Origin of the sequence: Rummeliibacillus sp. G93 (assembly GCF_023515935.1) — a bacterium.
Taxonomy (GTDB): Bacteria; Bacillota; Bacilli; order Bacillales_A; family Planococcaceae; genus Rummeliibacillus; species Rummeliibacillus stabekisii.
Genome location: NZ_CP097314.1, coordinates 1,929,842 through 1,949,167, shown reverse-complemented (window position 1 = coordinate 1,949,167; position 19,326 = coordinate 1,929,842). Strand labels below are relative to the sequence as shown.

The 19,326-nt window shown below is 34.9% G+C and carries 15 protein-coding genes and 1 tRNA gene; 12 read left to right on the top strand and 4 right to left on the bottom strand.

All coding sequences use genetic code 11. The annotated features are described in order from the left end of the window. The first annotated feature begins 103 nt into the window (after window positions 1-103). Complete coding sequence (locus M2M59_RS09740; protein ID WP_249774476.1) at window positions 104-1,294, top strand: hypothetical protein; 1,191 nt, start codon at window positions 104-106, stop codon at window positions 1,292-1,294. Window positions 1,295-1,334: 40 nt separating this feature from the next. On the opposite strand, the gene M2M59_RS09735 is transcribed toward M2M59_RS09740, so the two are convergent. Beyond that, the gene (locus M2M59_RS09735) at window positions 1,335-2,546 is read right to left on the bottom strand and encodes an NAD(P)/FAD-dependent oxidoreductase (protein WP_249774475.1); all 1,212 of its coding nucleotides are present in this window, start codon (window positions 2,544-2,546) and stop codon (window positions 1,335-1,337) included. Between the two features lie 236 nt (window positions 2,547-2,782). Between M2M59_RS09735 and M2M59_RS09730 the strand changes: the two genes are divergently transcribed. The 5 genes from M2M59_RS09730 (at window position 2,783) to M2M59_RS09710 (ending at window position 9,517) form a co-directional block, all read left to right on the top strand. Beyond that, a complete protein-coding gene (locus M2M59_RS09730) occupies window positions 2,783-4,207 on the top strand; it encodes a hypothetical protein (protein ID WP_249776001.1) in 1,425 nt (474 codons plus the stop codon). Between the two features lie 34 nt (window positions 4,208-4,241). Continuing rightward, a complete protein-coding gene (locus M2M59_RS09725) occupies window positions 4,242-4,823 on the top strand; it encodes a hypothetical protein (protein ID WP_371923779.1) in 582 nt (193 codons plus the stop codon). Continuing rightward, window positions 4,820-8,017 (top strand): AAA family ATPase, encoded by a 3,198-nt coding sequence (locus tag M2M59_RS09720; RefSeq protein WP_249774474.1) that lies wholly within the window; start codon window positions 4,820-4,822, stop codon window positions 8,015-8,017. Before M2M59_RS09725 ends, M2M59_RS09720 begins: the two co-directional genes overlap by 4 nt. Window positions 8,018-8,147: 130 nt before the next feature. Beyond that, window positions 8,148-9,287 carry a cation:proton antiporter gene (locus tag M2M59_RS09715; RefSeq protein WP_249774473.1) on the top strand — a complete coding sequence of 380 codons (1,140 nt, stop codon included), beginning with the start codon at window positions 8,148-8,150 and terminating at the stop codon, window positions 9,285-9,287. Window positions 9,288-9,446: 159 nt separating this feature from the next. Continuing rightward, a tRNA-Ala gene (locus tag M2M59_RS09710) sits at window positions 9,447-9,517 on the top strand. A 244-nt stretch (window positions 9,518-9,761) separates the two neighbouring features. On the opposite strand, the gene M2M59_RS09705 is transcribed toward M2M59_RS09710, so the two are convergent. Next, a complete protein-coding gene (locus tag M2M59_RS09705; RefSeq protein ID WP_249774472.1) occupies window positions 9,762-10,076 on the bottom strand; it encodes a CHY zinc finger protein in 315 nt (104 codons plus the stop codon). Window positions 10,077-10,184: 108 nt separating this feature from the next. Between M2M59_RS09705 and M2M59_RS09700 the strand changes: the two genes are divergently transcribed. The 6 genes from M2M59_RS09700 (at window position 10,185) to M2M59_RS09675 (ending at window position 17,435) form a co-directional block, all read left to right on the top strand. Next, window positions 10,185-10,910 (top strand): ZIP family metal transporter, encoded by a 726-nt coding sequence (locus M2M59_RS09700; RefSeq protein WP_249774471.1) that lies wholly within the window; start codon window positions 10,185-10,187, stop codon window positions 10,908-10,910. Window positions 10,911-11,005: 95 nt separating this feature from the next. Then, window positions 11,006-11,647 (top strand): PAQR family membrane homeostasis protein TrhA, encoded by a 642-nt coding sequence (locus M2M59_RS09695; RefSeq protein WP_249774470.1) that lies wholly within the window; start codon window positions 11,006-11,008, stop codon window positions 11,645-11,647. A gap of 401 nt (window positions 11,648-12,048) precedes the next feature. Further along, complete coding sequence (locus M2M59_RS09690) at window positions 12,049-13,140, top strand: transglutaminase domain-containing protein (RefSeq protein WP_249774469.1); 1,092 nt, start codon at window positions 12,049-12,051, stop codon at window positions 13,138-13,140. A 186-nt stretch (window positions 13,141-13,326) separates the two neighbouring features. Beyond that, on the top strand, window positions 13,327-14,670 hold the full coding sequence (locus M2M59_RS09685) for a sigma 54-interacting transcriptional regulator (RefSeq protein WP_249774468.1): 1,344 nt from the start codon (window positions 13,327-13,329) through the stop codon (window positions 14,668-14,670). A 140-nt stretch (window positions 14,671-14,810) separates the two neighbouring features. Next, window positions 14,811-16,157, top strand: a complete 1,347-nt coding sequence (brnQ, locus tag M2M59_RS09680) for a branched-chain amino acid transport system II carrier protein (protein ID WP_249774467.1) — start codon at window positions 14,811-14,813, stop codon at window positions 16,155-16,157. 171 nt (window positions 16,158-16,328) lie between these two features. Continuing rightward, on the top strand, window positions 16,329-17,435 hold the full coding sequence (locus M2M59_RS09675) for a PRK06851 family protein (protein ID WP_249774466.1): 1,107 nt from the start codon (window positions 16,329-16,331) through the stop codon (window positions 17,433-17,435). Between the two features lie 468 nt (window positions 17,436-17,903). Here the strand turns inward: M2M59_RS09675 and M2M59_RS09670 are convergent, their stop codons facing one another. Then, window positions 17,904-18,311, bottom strand: coding sequence for a hypothetical protein (locus tag M2M59_RS09670; protein ID WP_249774465.1), 408 nt, complete (start codon window positions 18,309-18,311; stop codon window positions 17,904-17,906). A gap of 152 nt (window positions 18,312-18,463) precedes the next feature. Beyond that, window positions 18,464-19,288, bottom strand: a complete 825-nt coding sequence (locus tag M2M59_RS09665) for a non-homologous end joining protein Ku (protein ID WP_249774464.1) — start codon at window positions 19,286-19,288, stop codon at window positions 18,464-18,466. Window positions 19,289-19,326 lie beyond the last annotated feature (38 nt).

The window sequence follows — 19,326 nt, the reverse complement described above, 5'->3', positions numbered from 1 at the left end:
TCACCTTTTTTGGTATTAGATAACTTTTTTCCATTGTATGCTTTTTTCTCCTGCTATCTATGGTAAATTAATAGAGAGAATGAAAATGAATCAGGAGGCATATATGAGCTTCAAGAAAATCACCGTGTTTATCGGCATAGTGTTAGTCCTTTTAGGAGGAATATTTGGTTTTCGTCATTTCAAAACAACTAAAACAAGTGCTAAAACGAACCTCACATTTCAGGATATAAAGAAAAAAGATTTTTTACATAAACAGCAGGCTGTTTTATATGCTTCTCACACAACAGAACTACTCCAAGAGGGAAAAGGGAGCGGCCAAGCTATTTTTATAGATGAGGATGGCAATGCACAACGCTTACGGTTAGACGGACTGGAAAGCGGAAGTACATACTATCATAAAAAGAAGCTTTATATAGAAGACGCTAATCAAATTTTTTTAATCGGAAAGAATACAAAAAAGCAAAAGATGCCTAGCGAATTGAGAGGTATAAAATCGGGTTATCTGCCAGCAACGGATCAGTTTTATAGCTTGTATAATACAGGTTTCAGCACGAAATATGATTACAAAACATCTATTCGTTTCGGCAATAGTAAAGAGAAACGATTCCACGTATCACAAGTCCCTAGCTTTATCTCTGGTGTAGGGGAATTATCAGACCGTTTAGTTGTACTCACCCAAAATTTAATTAATGATCATTTTTCATTGCAAGAAGTATTTCTTCGAGAAAAAGAGGCCAAAGTTATAAAACTAACAGAACTTCCATTAAAACATCCATCTAATCTAGATATAATAAGTCCGATTATGGCAGATAAAAACAGCTACTATTTTGTAATGACGGATTATCAATCAGAAAAACGAGAAGACCTATCGTTAATTATTTATAATAGACAAACAAAAGAAACTGAAATTAAACCATTTATCAGCTATCGTTCAGAAGAACAAGTAGATAATGGATTGCCTAATAACTTTAACCATTCTTCTTATCTATACAAAAATCATTTTTATTATGTAAACGGTTTAGGAGAAGTGTATCGGTATAATTGTAGGGATGGAAAAATACAGAAATATTTGAACTTAGAATTTGAGTCAACGGCGAATCACAGGCTTGAGCAAGTTAGATTCCAAAATGGCCGAATCCACCATCTTTATTCAGATGAGGAAGGGAACTTTTTTATAGAAACATATAACTTGTCTTCGAAAAAAAGAGAAAAACTTCAAAAAATCAAAATGAATGGTTTAATCCCTCAAAATGATAAAGATTACTTTTTAACTAGTATTGAAATATTAAACTAGAAAACGATTCTCTAAGGAGAATCGTTTTTCTATGAAGAAATTAAGATATGCCGTATTTGCGGTTCACTTGAATGGTCTTCGTCTTCGAAGAGGACTTATGAAGAATCAAATCACGAATGACTTTAGAGCCTATCATGCTATACACTGTTCCATTGCCTCCATATCCTAATAGGTAATATTGATGCTTATTCGTAGGGTGTTCTCCAACAAAAGGTAAATCATCTTTCGATTCTCCAAATGTCGCAACATAGGAATATTCAATCTCTAAAGGCAGCGTTGGAAATAACTTCTGTGCTTCCTCAAGCAGTTTTTGAGATTGCTTTTTTAGTAATTCATCGCTTATATCACTATTAGGATTCTCTTCATCTAAACCGCCGACAATAATTGAACCATCAATTGTAGTTCTCAAATAGAGATAAGGTCGTTTTGTTTCCCATATGAGGGCTTTTTTATACCAACTTGTTAAGTCCTTGATTGGTTTTGTTACAATGACGTACGAACGGTTGAGGATAGCTCCTTTTCTCTTACCTACTGGTGTTGGCTCATAGCCGGTTGTATAGACAATATGCTTTGTACTGAAAACACCATCTGATGTTTTAACGGATAGAAGTTCGCCGTTTTCTTCGACATTTAATACAGAAGTAAACGGTAATAGGTGACCACCAAGATCTTCAATTTTTCGTAATACACCAAATACTAGTTTTAAAGGATTCACTTCTGCATCATGATATGTTAAAAGGGCGGCAGGTTTTTTAAATGGCATCTTACTGCCTATTTCATCCTCATTCCAATAGTCACAATCAAATCCATTCTTTTGTAATGTTTTATATTCGCGCTGTATTTTAGCAATATCCTCTTCTGTACTTGCATAGCAGATACTAGGTCTGCGTATAAAATCTGCTCCATCAGGCAATTGGGCAGTCAAAGACTCTAGATCCGACATGGCCATATCACAAGATTTATAAAAAGATATAGCTGCCTTTTCACCGATTTTATCAATTAATTCACAGAGCATAATGTCATTTTCATATTGAAGCAATCCTGTATTGGCGCTCGTACTACCTTCTCCGAAGGCTCTTTTCTCTAATATAGCAACCTGTAAACCTTCTTTTGCAAGCGCATAAGCAGTTAAGCAGCCAGACATGCCCCCGCCTACTATGATAGCATCATAAATTTCAGATGGTGTTACTTCTTTCGGTTCAAAAGAAAGGACTGTATTTGGCCAATAAAGTTTTCCGTCATGTATTTCCATTTTATTCACTCACTTTCTATAGGAGTTTTTACCCTCTTTTGCTTAAAGTCTAACGTGCTATGATATAGTTATATATAGAATAAGATACAGCTAACAGGTTGTTAAAAAGTGCATGTATAGAGTTGAACAACATAGATGCACTAATATAGCTACTTTTCACCTACAGTGCTTGAAGTATGCTCTAATTAATGACATTTTCATAAAATAAAAAATAACTGGGGGTGTAGTGGTTGGAAATGTTGGAATCTTTAAAAAATATGAAGTCAATTTCAATTTTTAACGAGAACATTGAACGTGGGGAATTTCATAAAACTATGCGGGATATTGCTTCACTTTCCGGTGTATTAAATGAACTATCTGCCAAACAAATGTATCAATCACCTTTGGAAATTATTCAGTTTTTACGTATGCTCGAATTGCTAAAACTACAAGCAGTTGGTTTAGCGGAAGCTATTGATGATGAAGATATGTTACTCTCTCGCTACTGCGAGTATTATCAGGAGGGGGTAGCGCCATCAAATGAGCGAGTTAAACAGATTATCAATACGCTTTCAAAGCACAGCTGGATTTCTAAGGAGTCAACTCAGCTAAAATTACTTGACCGAGGCAAAAGGATGATCGACTCATTAATCAGGCTAGCTAATGATTCACTTGCTTACCATATGCAAGATGATATCTCACGTTTGCTATATCAAGCTAAGCGAGACGCAGAGATTAGTGAAGCTTATGATTCTCAAGGGGTATCTGGCGGTCATACGTTAGCTTCAATGATTCAAAATTTAGAAGATGCTATAGACCAAATCGAATCAAGGCAATTAGAGTTCTTGGCAGATAAAAACGCATTGCCTCAGTTAGAAAAAATTCATTTTCTGATGATGGAACTTGATAAAAAGTTATCCGAACGCTTATTAGAAGAAGATGTATTAAATCAAAGCCCACTTATAAGCAGAGGGAAATCTTCCCTCAAAAAGGGAACAGCCCTAAGTAGTGGTCTGTTAAATAAATATAATCGTTTTACTTTGATGAATGATACACCTTTGACAGGAAACATTTCACTTGAGAAAGTACGTCAATTTATCATTGCTATGTATGAGCCTTCTAACGACTCTAATATTCCGAATGCTCACGAAATTCTGAGCTTTATGGAGCAGGGGCTTTATGAAGATGAAGTAATTGATGGTATATGGTTGCCCATAAAATTTACAGCACCCATCAGTCCTTTAGATATTGAGGAAAGTATAGACTATTTGGAGAACTATGAACCTCAAATCTCAGATGAAGATATAAAGCAAAGTGAAATATTATTCGAAGAGTTATTAATTAATCAAGATGAAATAGATGAAGCTTTTCAAGAAGCATCATGGCAAATGACCAAAGCCATGATTTCAACGGATAATGTAGAACAGTATTTAGAAAATACGGAAGAAGCTGAAGTAGAACAACTAATAATAGAATCAGCATCTCCTGGTTGGGGAGATAGCATCCGGACAATGCTCGCGCTGTCTGCATTAGTAGGCAATCACAAAATAACAGAGGAATCAAAAAAGGCAGTCCAAACATATGACAAAGAATGGGAGTGGATTAATGATGACGATAGAAAATATACACTCAAGCAATATAACCCAGAATCTAAATCCGTTATCAATGTTGCAAAATCTTAGAGCGTTTTTAACAACTGAAGAGGAGCTTGTGTTTATGCAGCTATTGTTCTCTTCTTCCTCTGCCATTCGAGGTCAAAATTATGGTTTGAAGAAAAAAGAAGCTGAAAAAATGCTAGGTATTAAGAATGATGATCATGCATTTTACTCATTTATCAATCGCTTGAATCAAGCAATCGCTAGATATTTTAAAGTAATTTATGATGAAAAAAGAGACCAGCTGATTATCATGATGCGAGTACCAGCTAAACAAGCAAAAACTACTTTAAATAAAGAGGCGCTTGCCATATTACTTTATATGTTTTATCAACAAGAGGTCTTAAGCCATGAATTTACCCTACTCCAGCAATTACTTACAGATTTTGGTCACGAAATGCAGCATGCAAGCCGTAAACTACAGAATAATATAGATATTTTAAAAAAGATTGGTGCTGTAGAAGAAGTACATCGAGCACAGCAGGAACAGGCATATAAGGTAACGGCGATCGGTGTACATATGTTTTCCAACTCTTTCTTAAGAAGAGCGACAGAGTTTGCTCAATCATCACAGTTAAGCAAGGAAGAAGTGGTTAAATTCTTTAGACGCTATAATTTATATGAGCAGGAGGAGAACCAATGATTCCATACAGTTTGCAATTTAGTGGCATCCGAGATTATAGACCAACGAAAATCTCTTTTGGAAGTGAAAGTGAACATGTATTGATTGCTGGTCCAAATGGTGCAGGGAAATCAACTATTACATTCGCAATAGGAGCTGCTTTGTACTCTTCTCAAGTTGACATTGAAGGTCTCCGTTCTGCCAACTTGCCTCCTGATCAACCATGGCATGCAGAGGTATTTCTAACATTCCATAATACAGGGCTTTCACAGATTGACGCTCCGTCATATGTGGGTTTTCAGCTTTTGATACAACAAAAACCAGGAAATGTGATCCAACGGCAATACGCTGTGTATACAGGGGAATTTCCTGAAGAGATGGAGTTGACAACGACATATCGATCAGGCGATATCCAAAAAAGTAATCTATCCAAGTATAGGGAAGATTTGCAATATAAGTACCAAATACATCCAGATGTATTTTATCTTATATGGTATCAAAACGAAGTCAATCAATTTGCGGCTATGTCACCTGAAGAGCGTTTTCGGCGGTTCAGCGAAATGTACCATATAGAAGAAATGCAAAGGGAATGGGAAGCAAGCGTTGAAAGCTTTAAGCAGATCGAAGCAGATTTCAAGTTAACAATTGGCAATCTGAAGTTAATCGAAAGCCAATTAAAAATGGCAGAGGATGCCTATAAACACTTTAGTAATAATAAAAAAACGTTGAAAAAAAATGGTGAGAAAAATGTATGGTTAATGCACTGTATTCGAGAAAAATTACGAGTTGAAAAAAATAGACATGAAGAAGATATAGCCATAAAGGAAAGGTATATAAATGGGCTAGTAGAAAAACGAGAGATCATGCAACAGCAGTTGGCAGAATTAAAGGATAGAAAGACACTAAAACAACAGCAACTGAACGAAGCGGAGCAATACATTCAACAATTGAAGAACAGTGAAAAAAAGCTAAATCAAAAAAATGAAGTTATAAAAAAACAAATTCAACGATTGCAAGAAAAATTGAAAGACACAGAACAACTCCGAAAAAAAATGATGTATACCGAAGAAGAAATAGTCGTAGAAATGGACAAGTGTAAAATACGAGAGAAACAGCTGACTAAAGATATCGATTCATTCGTACATGAAAAAAGGCTTCATTCCAGGACAATCAACGACTTACAGTATAGAAAAGTACAAGAAGAATTATCGATACAGTCTCTTGATGAGCGAGAAGACGACTATCAAAATATATTATCTCTTTACATAAGCAGCCATCAAGTAGAAGTAAAGCTGTTGGAAAATAAAAAGGAATATAATGACTTAGCAAAAGAATTGCCAAGAATTGAAGAAGCAGAAACAATGTTGACTGAAGAAATTAAATTGCTAAAACAAGATAAAATGCTATCCCGTCGCCAATTAGATGCAATATCAACCCTTAGGAAGCAAGGAATCACTGCCTATACATTGAGAGATTTAGTAGAGTTGGATGAACGTGCAACTTTGAAAGATGAAATAGTACTTGACCCTATTAAATACACTATATTTTACATGGCAAGGACATGTCAGCCCGCGAATGATTTATACCATGTGCCTTTGCCATCCATCATACCAACTAAGTTTATAGACAGTTTGCCGACAATAAAATTAAAAATAAAAAAGGGACTCAAAGAGCAAGAAGTGATTTTAGCATCAAAAGTACTTTTTTGGGTGGATCAATTTTTACAAACCACCCCTCTCTTGAAGATGAATGGTATTGAAGATGCACGAGGCGTCAGAGGGAGTCAGGAAAAGAATACATTCATTCTTAGTACGAGATCTTCAGAAGAAAGATTGATTTTATTACAAAAAAGATTCGAACATAATCAACAAAAAAAATTGGAGATTAAAGTCAATTTAGCGAAATATGAAAAAGAAATTGGTGACTTGCAAAGTGTATTAAAAGATGTAAAAAAAGCAGAAGCATTCAATTTAGAGCTAGACCAACGAAACGATAAAGTAAAGCTTATTGCAGAAATAAACAAGCAGCTGGAAGAACAGCAAAAACAATCAGAGGATGTACAAGAGAAAATAATACATCTACAGCAAGAGTTCGCATTTGTAGTGCATCGCATGCAATTTCTAGAGCAACAACTTAATATTTATTCGCGGATTGGTGAATTAAAAGAAGAACAGCAGCAATTAACCAACCTAGAACAAGAAGAAAGAGATATACTAGACAAATTAAATCTTATTCGAGCGAGTAAAGAAGAGTATTACGTTAAAGTGCAATCATTGCATGATTTTACAAGAGATTTTAACCGCAATATAAGAGATTTAGGGTTTGATATAGATGACAATAAACGGGAAATGACTAATGTGGAGAAGGATAGAACACATTTAGAAGAAAAAATAGAAGCTAATCAAGCGGAAATTACCCGCTACGAAATACTTCTGCAGGAGCTAAAACACCTCATTCCTGATTTATACGAAATAGCAATGCAGAAGCAAATTGATACTAGCCTGTCGATGCCAATACTGCTCTCGGAAAATGAAAAAGCGCGAGTTGCCTTTGAAAATGCACGTAAGGGAGAAGTTGATCCACAAGCCGAAGAAAACTATAAAAAACGGAAAGAAGAGTACGAGAAAAAACAATCTGATGCCGCTTTGATGGAAGAATTAGTAGAAGAAAAAAGGCTATTGTTAGTAGATAAAGAAGATAAGTTGGATACAACGGTCCATGGACTTGTTGAAGCTTTGAACAAGAAATTCCAAACCTATATGAGCCTATTTAACTTTGAAAGCGAAATCATGTGGGAACGATATAAAGACAAACGGGGACGAGCTATTTTTAAATTATATGTAAAGGCGCATAAAGCGGGTCATGGCAGAAGGCTAGAAGATGTGAGTGTAAAAGCGAGAAATGGAAAATATGGAAGGGGTGTATCGGGCGGGGAAGAATCATTAAGCTCACTCCTATTTGCACTCACCTTATTGCAACATTTAGATACAACACCAGGTTATATAATACTAGATGAATTTGATAGTGCATTAGATGAAAACCGAAAAGAAAAGGTTTTTGAATTGTATGCTAGAGAACTAGAGCGCAAGCTTATTATCTTGTCACCTAAAGCACATGATGACAGGTACTATGAAAAGTATAGCAAGGTTTTCATCGTCCAGCATAACGCTGTAAAAGTGGAAAGTGCAATCAAAGGTATACAGCTTGTAAAATAAGACTAATTCTTTTACAGATGGCATGGAGTATAGTATACTAGGTGTATAAATTAATATTTAAATGTAACACATGGTGGAGTCAGTCAATCTGGCACCGCCATGTGTTTTTTTATTTTCAAGGAGGGAAAATGTGTTTATTTTACAAATTGTGCTTGTATTACTAGCGACTAAATTGGCCGGCCATTTGAGTGTTAGGCTAGGGCAGCCATCTGTATTAGGGAAGATTATTATTGGTATTGTTATTGGACCTGCTTTATTAGGATGGATTGACGATACGGATATTGTGAAACAGTTCAGTGAAATCGGTGTTATCCTCCTTATGTTTTTGGCGGGGCTTGAAACAAATTTATCGGATTTAAATCGAAACAAAAAGGCTGCGTTACTAGTTGCAGTAGGTGGTATCATTGTTCCTATTTTATTGGGATATGCAGGATCCATTTATTATGGCTTATCAACAGCGCAAGCTATATTTATAGGATTGCTTTTATCCGCTACTTCCGTCAGCATTTCGGTACAAACATTAAAAGAACTTGGTTGGTTAAATAGTAAAGAAGGTTCTACTTTGCTAGGTGCGGCAGTTTTAGATGATATTATTGTCGTCGTCTTGTTGGCAGTAGCAATGAGTTTCTTTGGGGACTCTGATGTTAGCATTACTTGGTTGATCGGTAAAAAAGTCATCTTCTTTGCTATCATTATTTTAGTATCAATCTGGGTTGTACCTGCGTTTTTGAGACTGTTTTCAAAATTAAAAGTAACAGTGCCATTGCTTAGTGGAGCGTTAATTATTTGCTTTGGCTTTGCCTATTTCGCAGATTCTTTAGGTATTGCAGCGATTATTGGATCGTTTTTCGCGGGGATTGCCATATCTCAAACCAAATTTAAAGAGGAAATTGAGGAAAAGGTTGAGCCGATTGCAAATGGCTTATTTGTACCATTTTTCTTCGTAAGCATTGGCTTATCCGTTAGTTTTGCAGGTATCGGAAATCAAATATGGCTTATCGTTGTATTTTCATTGATTGCGCTTCTTTCGAAATTCATCGGGTCAGGTCTTGGTGCTAAAATCTCAGGCTTTTCTATGCGTTCATCAATGGGAATAGGAGCAGGTATGATATCTCGTGGTGAGGTTGCATTAATTATTGCAGCAATGGGACTAGATTCAAAACTATTGCCACCAGAGTATTATACGCCAATGATTATTGTTGTCGTTATTACAACATTAGCTACACCTCCACTCCTTAAAGGAATATTTGGGAAGAGACAAGAAAACTAGAATACAAAAAACGCTCAATCATCTGATTGGGCGTTTTGTATATAGACTTAAGATTGTTATTAACTAATAACAAGATAATATTCTCTTGTTTGAAACACAGAGAATAAGATATAATAAATCTATAAAAAAGGGGCATTAGCAAACTCCAAATATTTACTCGGGGATATAGTATAGCGGGAATACGCCACAATGGCATTGTGGAATCAGGGGTTCGATTCCCCTTATCTCCATTAAAATTACGTTGTTTTTAGGTCGGTTTTTAACCAACACACTCCATCAATTCAGTAATTTGAATTGTGGGGTGTTTTTTAGATTTTTTGGATAAATCAATTAAAAGCCAATACTCAAAAGCGTTAAGTACACAAATGCAAAGCAGAAAAGATGATGATAATAAAAAAGTTAAACCAAAATATATTTAATGTCACATATACGTCGGTTTTTGTAGTAAAAACGGGTCAATAAATTTAAAAATTTTCAATCCATATCAAAATAAATTGGGTAATGATTCACACAGCCGTCATTAAACTTTGCATTGCAAGAAGGACAGTGATTTGTATTCATATACTGATGAATGGTGAGTTCAGTTTTACAAACCCCACATAATATGGCTTCTACATCAAACTTTTCTTTAGTCCATTTTTGAATTGGATGATCGGCAATTTCATCATGGCATTTATAACAAGGATAATATTCGCCGCAGCAAGCAAATTTGATAGCAATGACATCGAGAACTGTATGATAGTGAGTACACCGTGTTTCTTGATCAATAACATTTCCTAAGACTCGCAATTTACAATCTCCTTCAAGTTTTTCTACAATTGTAACATATCCCTTTCCAACAACTTGAATAAAATGAAGCTTATATCCATATATTTAACAGAATGTGGAGGTGGATATATGGGGATAGGAATTATTGGCTTTTTGGCAACTGTCAGCGGCCTTGGTGTTGGAGGTATACTTGCAACTATTTTTAAAGGAACAATACGAAAAGCGGCTGCTATTAATGGCATTTGCGCAGGTATTCTCCTAGGGCTGCTTTTTATCGAAATCATTCCAGAAAGCTTGCAGTTAAGTGGTGTGATGATATTTGGCATAGGTGTATTTTGGGGAATAATTGCGTTTAGCGTATTGCATGGATTCATGCACGGTGAGATGGAATCAATGAATTTTCAAAGGGAGCAACATGGTAGGGCAGGAGCTATTTTAGCCTTAAGTATAGCAATTCACAATCTACCTCTAGGTTTGTCATTAGGATTCGGCGAAACAACTGGAATGAGTAGTTCATTACTGTTTCCTATTGTTTTACATAATATTCCTGAAGGGCTGGCAATATTTATTCCTTTATCACTTGCAAAGATATCATTTAAACGACACATATTCATTCTGCTAGCAGTGTCATTTCCAGTAGGACTTGGAGCAATTCTTGGAAGTGTCATTGGAGCGTCCTATCCAATTTTTTGGGCTATTCTTCTTAGTTTCTCTATAGGAATGATTATAAGCGTAGTTTGGAAGGAAATTATAATGGAAGCAGCAGGACGCACTTCATTTTTATATGTTTTGAAATATCTTATTTTGGGTATGTTCGTCATGGCGAGTTTTCTTTTCTTTTTTCCACCAATATGATAATTGTAATAGTCAATCAGTGACATTGGGCAGTTGGAAATATACCTAAGAACTTTCATAATAATTATACAAGCAACAACAAAGGGGGAAAAGTTATGAGCGAATCAATAAATATGGCAGAACATGATAATCATAACGAGGAGTTTTGGAATGTCATCACACATGGTATAGGGTTTTTGCTTTCCATTCCCGCTTTAATTTTGTTAATGCACAAAGCAAATGTTGTTTCATCATCAATATATATGGCAAGCTTTATAGTATTTGGATTAACAATGATGATTCTTTATCTGTCTTCCACTTTATTTCACGGATTCAAGAAATATAAGCATATTTTTTCAAAGTTAGATCACTTTTCTATTTATCTTTTCATAGCAGGTACATATACGCCAATCGCATTAATTGGGGTTGGGGGCAAGCTAGGCATAACCATTTGCTTAATTGAATGGATTCTGACATGTATTGGAATTTTCTGTAAATGCTTCTTCATCTATCGCTACAAAAAGCTATCCTTATTATTCTATATAAGTATGGGATGGCTTGTAGTTATTGCTATTAACCCATTAGTTGCACATATTACATGGACGGGATTTTTGATTTTGCTAGCAGGTGGCATTTTTTATACAGTCGGTGCTTATTTTTACCAAAACAATAAAATTCCCTACAACCATGCAATTTGGCATTTATTTGTCTTAGCAGGTAGTGCATCGATGTATTGGTGTATTATTGATTATTTATAAACTTCAAAAGCGCAAGAGGCTGGGACATAAAAAATTAGCTCCTTCCAATGTTGAATAATTGAACTTTATATAATAATTTTAAATGGAACGGAACACGGTTGATCGTAATTTTATGTAAGTTTTTCATTATGACTACATTCAAGAGAAAAATTATTAAAAAAAACCGGCAAATGTGAAATTGATTTCACATAGAGTTCGGTTTTTTTAATACCTAAAATACTCTTGTCTCAGTATTTTTTCTTGTGGTAAATATCAGGATACTGCATAACATAGACAATACGTTGGATAGAGTGGCAAAATATGCTTCTTTCAATTTAGTGATTTTGTATTATAGTTAATATATAGATTCACTTAAAATGATATGTTTTTGATAGATTATAATATTGAAAGAAGGAAAGCATATGAAGAAATTTCTTGCCGTATTGCTTGGAATCTTCATTTTTTTAGGTGCTGCCATTTATTATATCCATTTAAATGTATATGCATCAGGTGGTACGCCGAAAGTTGAGTCTCAGCAGCAATTAAAGCACGAAATCTTAAAAAACTTGAATGAAGTAAAACCAGACTTCACCATTCAAACAAAATACCCCATTTATAAGGCTAAAGAAGCAGAACAACAGCTGAAAAGCGTTTTCAAAGAAATAAGCTCTGTCGGCAATTATGGTTTTGGTAATTTAGATGGTTACTCTTACTATATATCTTCCACTATGGGTTTTACTAAAATCGAAATAAAAACATTCTATTTAACTACTGCAGATCAAGAGAAAAAGATACACCACAAAGTAAAAAAAATAATTCAAAATAATCATGTTCAGAAGATGACGGATTTTGAAAAGGTATTTTTCATCAATGGCTATTTGGCCTCACATATTGAGTATAGCGAAAATGCAACTCATGGTGGTCATTCTGCATATGCTGCATTATTTGACCATAAAGCAGTATGCCAGGGATACGCATTAGCTGCAGATTTGCTTTTAAGAGAATCAGGACTGCAAACCAAATACATTACAGGTAAAGTTAAAGGTGAAAACCATGCCTGGAATAAAGTAAAGCTGGATGGTAAATGGTACAACCTTGATATCACTTGGAATGACCCTATGCCTGACCGAGGTGAACGATACAGACTTAACTACTTTTTGATTAGTGATAATCAACTTGCAAAAGATCATATGTGGAATTATGACTCGCTCTTTCAAGCGAAAAGCAAAAAATACGAAGGTTTGATGAATGCTCAAGCATTTACAGTAGACAACAATAATGTTTTTTATACATTACCAAATGATTCAAATCTATATAAGTGGAATACAACTACAAGACAAAAATCAGTTCTTCTTCAGCACGTGATGCCTCTACAAAACATAGAGGCAAAGGACCACTGGTTACTATTAAAAGACTACACAGGCAATATGTCCAAAGTGAAAGAAGATGGAACAAAATATAGCGGAACGATTTTCGCTAGCATTAACCAATATACAGAGTCAGCCAGCAAATGAATAGCAAAATGGTTAAATGTATTAAAAAGTCTAATATATATGTAGATTAACTTTTATTCAATCTCAAACCTTTCGAACTGCTTACAGTTTGAAAGGTTTTTTACTAGTTCTATAAAGTTTGGTTACGTCCAGAGTTTCGAAAATTGTGATATTATTATAGAAAAATATCCAAAAGGAGTGCGAGTGATGCACTTACAAGGAATTACGCCTCTACATGATTATGAGAATATTTTGATCGTTAATGAAGAAGGAAAAACAATCTTTTATGATATGGCTGATCTATCTATACTTCAACATTTAGGATTTAAACCTGAGAACTTTATTGGGGAAAAAGTGACCCATCTATATAAAGATTTACCTAACGAAGAAAGTACCATATTAAGCGTGCTTCAATCAGGGGAGCCGTTGTGTGGTGTAACCCAGCGATTAACCGCACAGAATGGTTTTTCATATTCTTCCTTTAATTCTACGTTTCCGATTAAAGTGAATGGGAAGACAATGGGAGCAATAGAGTTTTCCAAAATTTATTATGGAAATGGAATTATACAAACTCTTGAAAGTTATTCATCTCACAAAATTTATCGAAAAAATAATACCATTTACACGATTGATGATTTATTAACTTGCAGTCCATCTATGCAACATATTAAAGATATCATTAATAAAATTTCTAAAACCGATTCACCAATATGGATAGAGGGTCCACAAGGCACGGGAAAAGAAATCATTGCTCAGTCTTTACATAATTTAAGTGATCGATTTACAAAGCCATATATATATTTTAATTGTAGTGCCATCGAACAAGAGAATATTGATGCTGTTTTATTTGGTCATTCTGAACATACAAAACCTAGTATTCTTAAAGAGGCCCAGGGTGGAACTTTGTATATTGATGATGCTCATAAGCTGCCATTAACTACACAAGTGAGACTATACAGAGTTATTGAAGAACAAGTTTTTAATGTAAATAGTAATGACCCAACAAAAGTAAGTGTTCGTTTGGTTTTTGCCACACCAATAAAAGGGGAAGAATTAATTAAAGAACAAACACTTAGAGAAGATTTTTTCTATCGTATGAGTGTAGTGTCGATTCAAATGCCTCCCTTAGTAGAAAGAAAAGAAGATATTAGTGTATTGGTACATTATTTTATTCATTTCTTTAATCAACATATGCATGTCCAAATTACTCATATAGATGAGAAGGTGCTTGAGCTTTTTGAGCAATATCCATGGCCAGGGAATGTTAGGGAACTAAAAAATGCAATTGAAACAGCATATAACCATACAGAAGATTCTTCTATAAAAATAGAAGATTTGCCTAAACGTATTGTAGATTTTCAACAGGAATCAAGAGTAATAAATAAATATGAAAGTAAAGGTAATCTAAAAGAATGTGTAGATTTTTTTGAAAGGGATTTAATTGTTAAGGAATTAAAAAATTCACATGGCAAGTTAGCTGAAACTGCAAGAAAATTAGGGATTTCAAAACAATTATTAAAGTACAAGATGCAAAAATATCATTTAAGGTAAAAAAATTTTTACGGAGGAGGGGAAATTTTTCCCTTCTTTTTTTATCTGAATATTTAATTTAAGATAAAAAAGTCAACAAAATTTGACACTTAATGTTCTTGGGGAAGGACAAATGTTTACTTGAAAACGGAGGTTTTTCAATGTCTAAAATGTTTCAACACAGTATAATTGTCGGGCTCGCTTTGTTTGCGATATATTTCGGTGCTGGGAATTTGATTTTTCCACCTTCCATTGGTAATGTATCTGGCACTAGTTGGATACCTGCTCTTATTGGGTTTTGTATAACAGGCATTGCATTACCGCTCATGGCGGTCATTGCCACCCTAAATGTAGGCGGAAAATTTGAAAACTTAACAAAACCTATTAGCCCATGGTTTCATAAAGTGTTTAATTTATTGCTCATGGTAGGAATCGGTATGTTTGTTACTATTCCACGTATGGCAGCTACTACGCATGAGTTAGGAGTATCTAAAATTTTTCCTTATATACCTTCTTTCGTTACGATTGTTTTATTTTTTGCCGTTAGCTTCTATTTCGCAATGGATCGGTCGAATGTAATTGATCGTATAGGGAAATGGCTTACACCTGTTCTTGTTGTTGTTTTAGTCATCATCGTTTTTAAAGGTATGTTTAGTCCAATTGGTATGCCGGCTCCTCCTTCAGTGAAAGATGCTTTTTCGAATGCATTTATTCATGCATACCAAACTGGAGATGTCGTAACAGGCATTTTCTGTGCACCCATCTTTCTCGCTGCCATAGTGGGGTATGGTTATAAAGGTGCTTCTATGAAAAAGATTGCATGGCGAGGAGTAGCAATTGCTGGGGCAGGGTTATTCATTGTCTATGGAGGTTTGTTATATCTTGGGGCAACAGGGAGCAGTATATTTCCAAAAGATTTGGCTGATACAGCGCTTGTATCGGAGCTAATCCACACGATCTTGGGGGGCTTTGGAGGTGTACTCTTAGCGATCGCCATTGCTTTGGCATGTCTGACATCGGCTATAGGTGTCATTGTAGTAATAGCGGAATTCTTAGATGATTTAACTAAAAAAGTGTTGAGCTATAAAGTATGGGCTGCGATTGTTTGCATTACTGGTATTTGTATGGGGTCGTTAGGTGTAGCTAGAATAGTTGATTATACTATGCCGATTTTCACAGCTCTTTATCCGGTCGCCATTGTATTAATCTTGCTTGGTACATTCAATCGTTTTGTACCTAATTCAGGTTCCTATAGAGGAGCGATACTTTTGACGTTTATTGTTAGTCTTGTTGAGACCTTTGGAGGGATAGGTATTAAAGTGCCATTACTATTTAACGTCTTAAAGTATTTACCACTCAGTGAGAATGGATTTGCTTGGTTGGTTCCCGCTATTTTAGGATTTGTAGCAGGCGGTCTATTATATAGAAAGAAGTCATCTCATCATGAATTAAATCAAGCTATTGAAGATAGGGAAAAAGAAGAATTAAAATTAGAGAAGATTCAATAGGTAGAATAAACTTAGAGTTGAGTATTATTTCTTTTGAGGTTAAGAAATCAGCAATTTATAGATAAAGTAATGTTTTCCCTCTTTAAAAGTTTTGTTAGGCAGTCACCTATAGGCCCTTCTTAGCATATGCTAATTAAGTAATACATCTACTATGAGAGGGGCAATACATCATTGAAAGGAAATGAATTTCATTATTTTGCAGGGGGCAATACCTCAAAGGGTTTTTATAGTTTATTTGAATCTGCACTTAACAAGTTAGATAAGTTATATATCTTAAAGGGAGGACCAGGAAACGGCAAGTCGACTTTAATGAAGAAGATTGCTGGGTCAATGGTGGCAGCAGGCTTTGATACAGAATATCTTCACTGTTCATCAGATGCTGATTCATTGGATGGTATAGTCATCCCTTCTTTAAAAATTGGAATAGTTGATGGAACAGCTCCCCATGTAATTGAGCCAAAGATTCCAGGTGCTGTTGAGGAATACGTTAATCTAAGTGCAGCATGGGATACCAAACAGCTTGCAGAAAATAAGGATGTCATTCAACAATTATCTGCTGAAAAACAAAAAGCTTATACTACTGCGTATGAAAACTATAACAAGGCGCTTGCAATCCATGATGAATGGGAAGCTATATTTATCAGCAATACAGACTACGATCAGTTAGATGAATTAGCAGAAGATCTTCAAAAACAATTTTTTGGCGATCTAACTTTAAATAAAGATTCAGCAATCTTTCATAGATTCTTAGGTGCTGCCACACCTAACGGAGCAGTTGATTTTGTACCAAACCTTACAGAAGGTGTGCGCAAGCGCTATTTCTTAAAAGGAAGACCAGGTACTGGTAAATCTACACTACTCAAAAGATTAGCTAAAACGGCGAAAGCAAAGGGCTTTGACGTAGAAATATACCATTGTGGTTTTGATCCAAACAGTCTAGATATGTTGATTTTTAGAGAATTAGGTATAGCAATCTTTGATAGCACAGCGCCTCATGAATATTTTCCTACCCGGGAAGGTGATGAAATCATTGATCTATATAACCTAGCCATCACTTCGGGTACGGATGAAAAATATGAAAGCGAACTTCAAGAGATTCAAGAGGCCTATAAAAGTTCAATGGATGAAGCGACAGTCTACTTGGCAAAAGCAAAAGCTGCACATGAAAAACTAGAAAACATTTATGTAAATGCTACTGATTTTAAGATTGTCGATCAAATTACAACTCAATTAGAGGAAGCTATTCAAAATAAAGCTGAAGTGTTCAATAGATTGTAAGGAATCCTCAGCCCTTAATAACAAAATTAGGATAAGAAATATTATAAAAAGAGGAAAAAGCAATTGCGTTTGCAACACCAACTCGATGAGACTTTACAACTGCTGACATTACAGTTAGAAAATTAGAAAATAAAATGCTTTCTATTAAAGAAACACAGGAAAAGGTTATTCAACTTATTACTGAGAAGCTTAAATAACGATTAGTTGGGTTATCTTTATTAAGCTCCAATTTGATGCTTTAAGCATTAAGTTGGAGCTTTTATTTTTGATAACAAATGGTGGTTCACAAGCTGAAATTTAATAGTTTACATAATTATTATGAATGAAACTCAATGTCGAATAACCGTTGTCGAAATTTGGTTGGTAGTTAAAGTGATACTTAATTAAAAAGTAAACAATTCCTGTACTTCATTCGACATGATTCACCAGAATGAGATAAAAGGGCAAGTAAAAAGGTTTTCTGTCGAACTATAAAAATTTCTTTTGTTGAGCGACTTTTCTAACAGGCTTAAAGAAAGATTTATACTGAAGCAATGTATACATCATCACTATTACAGTCCAAACAACAAAAAGAGTGCCGAAAAGATTAAAGAAGGAATGAGAAGCGAGAAAAAATGTATACCAACTCAATAGACAAAAAACAATCATTCCAATATATGCCCACTTCTTTAATTGCATATAGCCGTATGCTATACCCAATACAATGCTGGCTAGCAATATACGAAGCAAATCCTCTGGAAAGTCAGAAATGCCGAGAATAGGTGCGTGTTCAATTGAAAGAGGCAACTGCTGGGTAAAAAAAGTAATGAATATTAAGAAAGTGCTTCCTAAGATGAATAAAAAGCTAATATAAGTAACTCCCGCTGGCCTTTCCATTTTAAACCTCACTTTCTTAGAACAGATTTCTTTAATATATAATGAAAGTACTCTAAGTATGTCTTTAGAATTAAACCTTTTAAGGCATCTTGAAATCGACTTAATAAGGAAATGCTAAAAGACCTTCAGAATTATCTCTGAAGGCCTTTAACTTAAGAAGTTTTTTCTTTCAAAGTTTTGCGTTTACGTGTTGTTTTCTTCGGCTTTGTTTTATCAAGGGATGCTTGTAATGCTGACATTAAATCCGTGACATTATCAGGCAAAGGCCGCTTAGCTTCAGATGCAGTAACCGTACTGTCTGCTTTTTTCTCTTCAATTAAATCCATCAAACGTAGACGATATTCATCCTGATATTTATTAGGGTCAAATGCTGTTGTGAGTTGATCCACTAATAGCAAAGCAGTGTCCAATTCTTTTTGAACAACAGCTTGTTCACTTGGAATGTTTGGTACTTCACCGATGCTTCTTACTTCGTCTGGAAAGTGAATGGTTTCCATTACAAGTGCATCTTTAAACACTCTTACGATGGCTAATTGTTCTTTTGAACGAATAATTATCTTGGCCACTCCGATTTTACCTGATTCTTCTAGCGTTTTTCTTAATAAAGTGTATGCTTTACTGCCATTAGCATCTGGTGACATATAGTAACTTCTTTCAAAATAGATTGGATCAATTTCTTGAAGTTTTACAAAATCGATTATTTCGACTGCCTTGTCTTCATTTTCTTTTCGTAAATTCTCAATGTCTTCTTGATCTAATACCACAAACTTATTTTTTGCATACTCATAAGCTTTAACAATTTCATCCTCTGTGACCTCTTGATCACACCCCTCACACACCTTTTTATAGCTGATTGGAGTATTGCATTTTTTATGAAGCTGGCGTAGCTTCACATCTTTGTTTTCTGTTGCAGCATGCAATTTGATTGGAATATTTACCAATCCAAAGCTGATACTTCCTTTCCAAACGGTATGCATAATCATCACCCTCTTTTCCTTTAGTATTGAATGGATGT

Excerpts from the sequence above, each read along its gene's own strand:
- M2M59_RS09720 (WP_249774474.1), top strand. The coding sequence starts at position 4,820 with ATGATTCCATACAGTTTGCAATTTAGTGGCATCCGAGATTATAGACCA.
- M2M59_RS09690 (WP_249774469.1), top strand. The coding sequence starts at position 12,049 with ATGAAGAAATTTCTTGCCGTATTGCTTGGAATCTTCATTTTTTTAGGT.
- M2M59_RS09700 (WP_249774471.1), top strand. The coding sequence starts at position 10,185 with ATGGGGATAGGAATTATTGGCTTTTTGGCAACTGTCAGCGGCCTTGGT.
- brnQ (WP_249774467.1), top strand. The coding sequence starts at position 14,811 with ATGTCTAAAATGTTTCAACACAGTATAATTGTCGGGCTCGCTTTGTTT.
- M2M59_RS09695 (WP_249774470.1), top strand. The coding sequence starts at position 11,006 with ATGAGCGAATCAATAAATATGGCAGAACATGATAATCATAACGAGGAG.
- M2M59_RS09665 (WP_249774464.1), bottom strand. The coding sequence starts at position 19,288 with ATGCATACCGTTTGGAAAGGAAGTATCAGCTTTGGATTGGTAAATATT.
- M2M59_RS09735 (WP_249774475.1), bottom strand. The coding sequence starts at position 2,546 with ATGGAAATACATGACGGAAAACTTTATTGGCCAAATACAGTCCTTTCT.
- M2M59_RS09740 (WP_249774476.1), top strand. The coding sequence starts at position 104 with ATGAGCTTCAAGAAAATCACCGTGTTTATCGGCATAGTGTTAGTCCTT.
- M2M59_RS09685 (WP_249774468.1), top strand. The coding sequence starts at position 13,327 with ATGCACTTACAAGGAATTACGCCTCTACATGATTATGAGAATATTTTG.
- M2M59_RS09730 (WP_249776001.1), top strand. The coding sequence starts at position 2,783 with ATGTTGGAATCTTTAAAAAATATGAAGTCAATTTCAATTTTTAACGAG.
- M2M59_RS09725 (WP_371923779.1), top strand. The coding sequence starts at position 4,242 with ATGCAGCTATTGTTCTCTTCTTCCTCTGCCATTCGAGGTCAAAATTAT.
- M2M59_RS09670 (WP_249774465.1), bottom strand. The coding sequence starts at position 18,311 with ATGGAAAGGCCAGCGGGAGTTACTTATATTAGCTTTTTATTCATCTTA.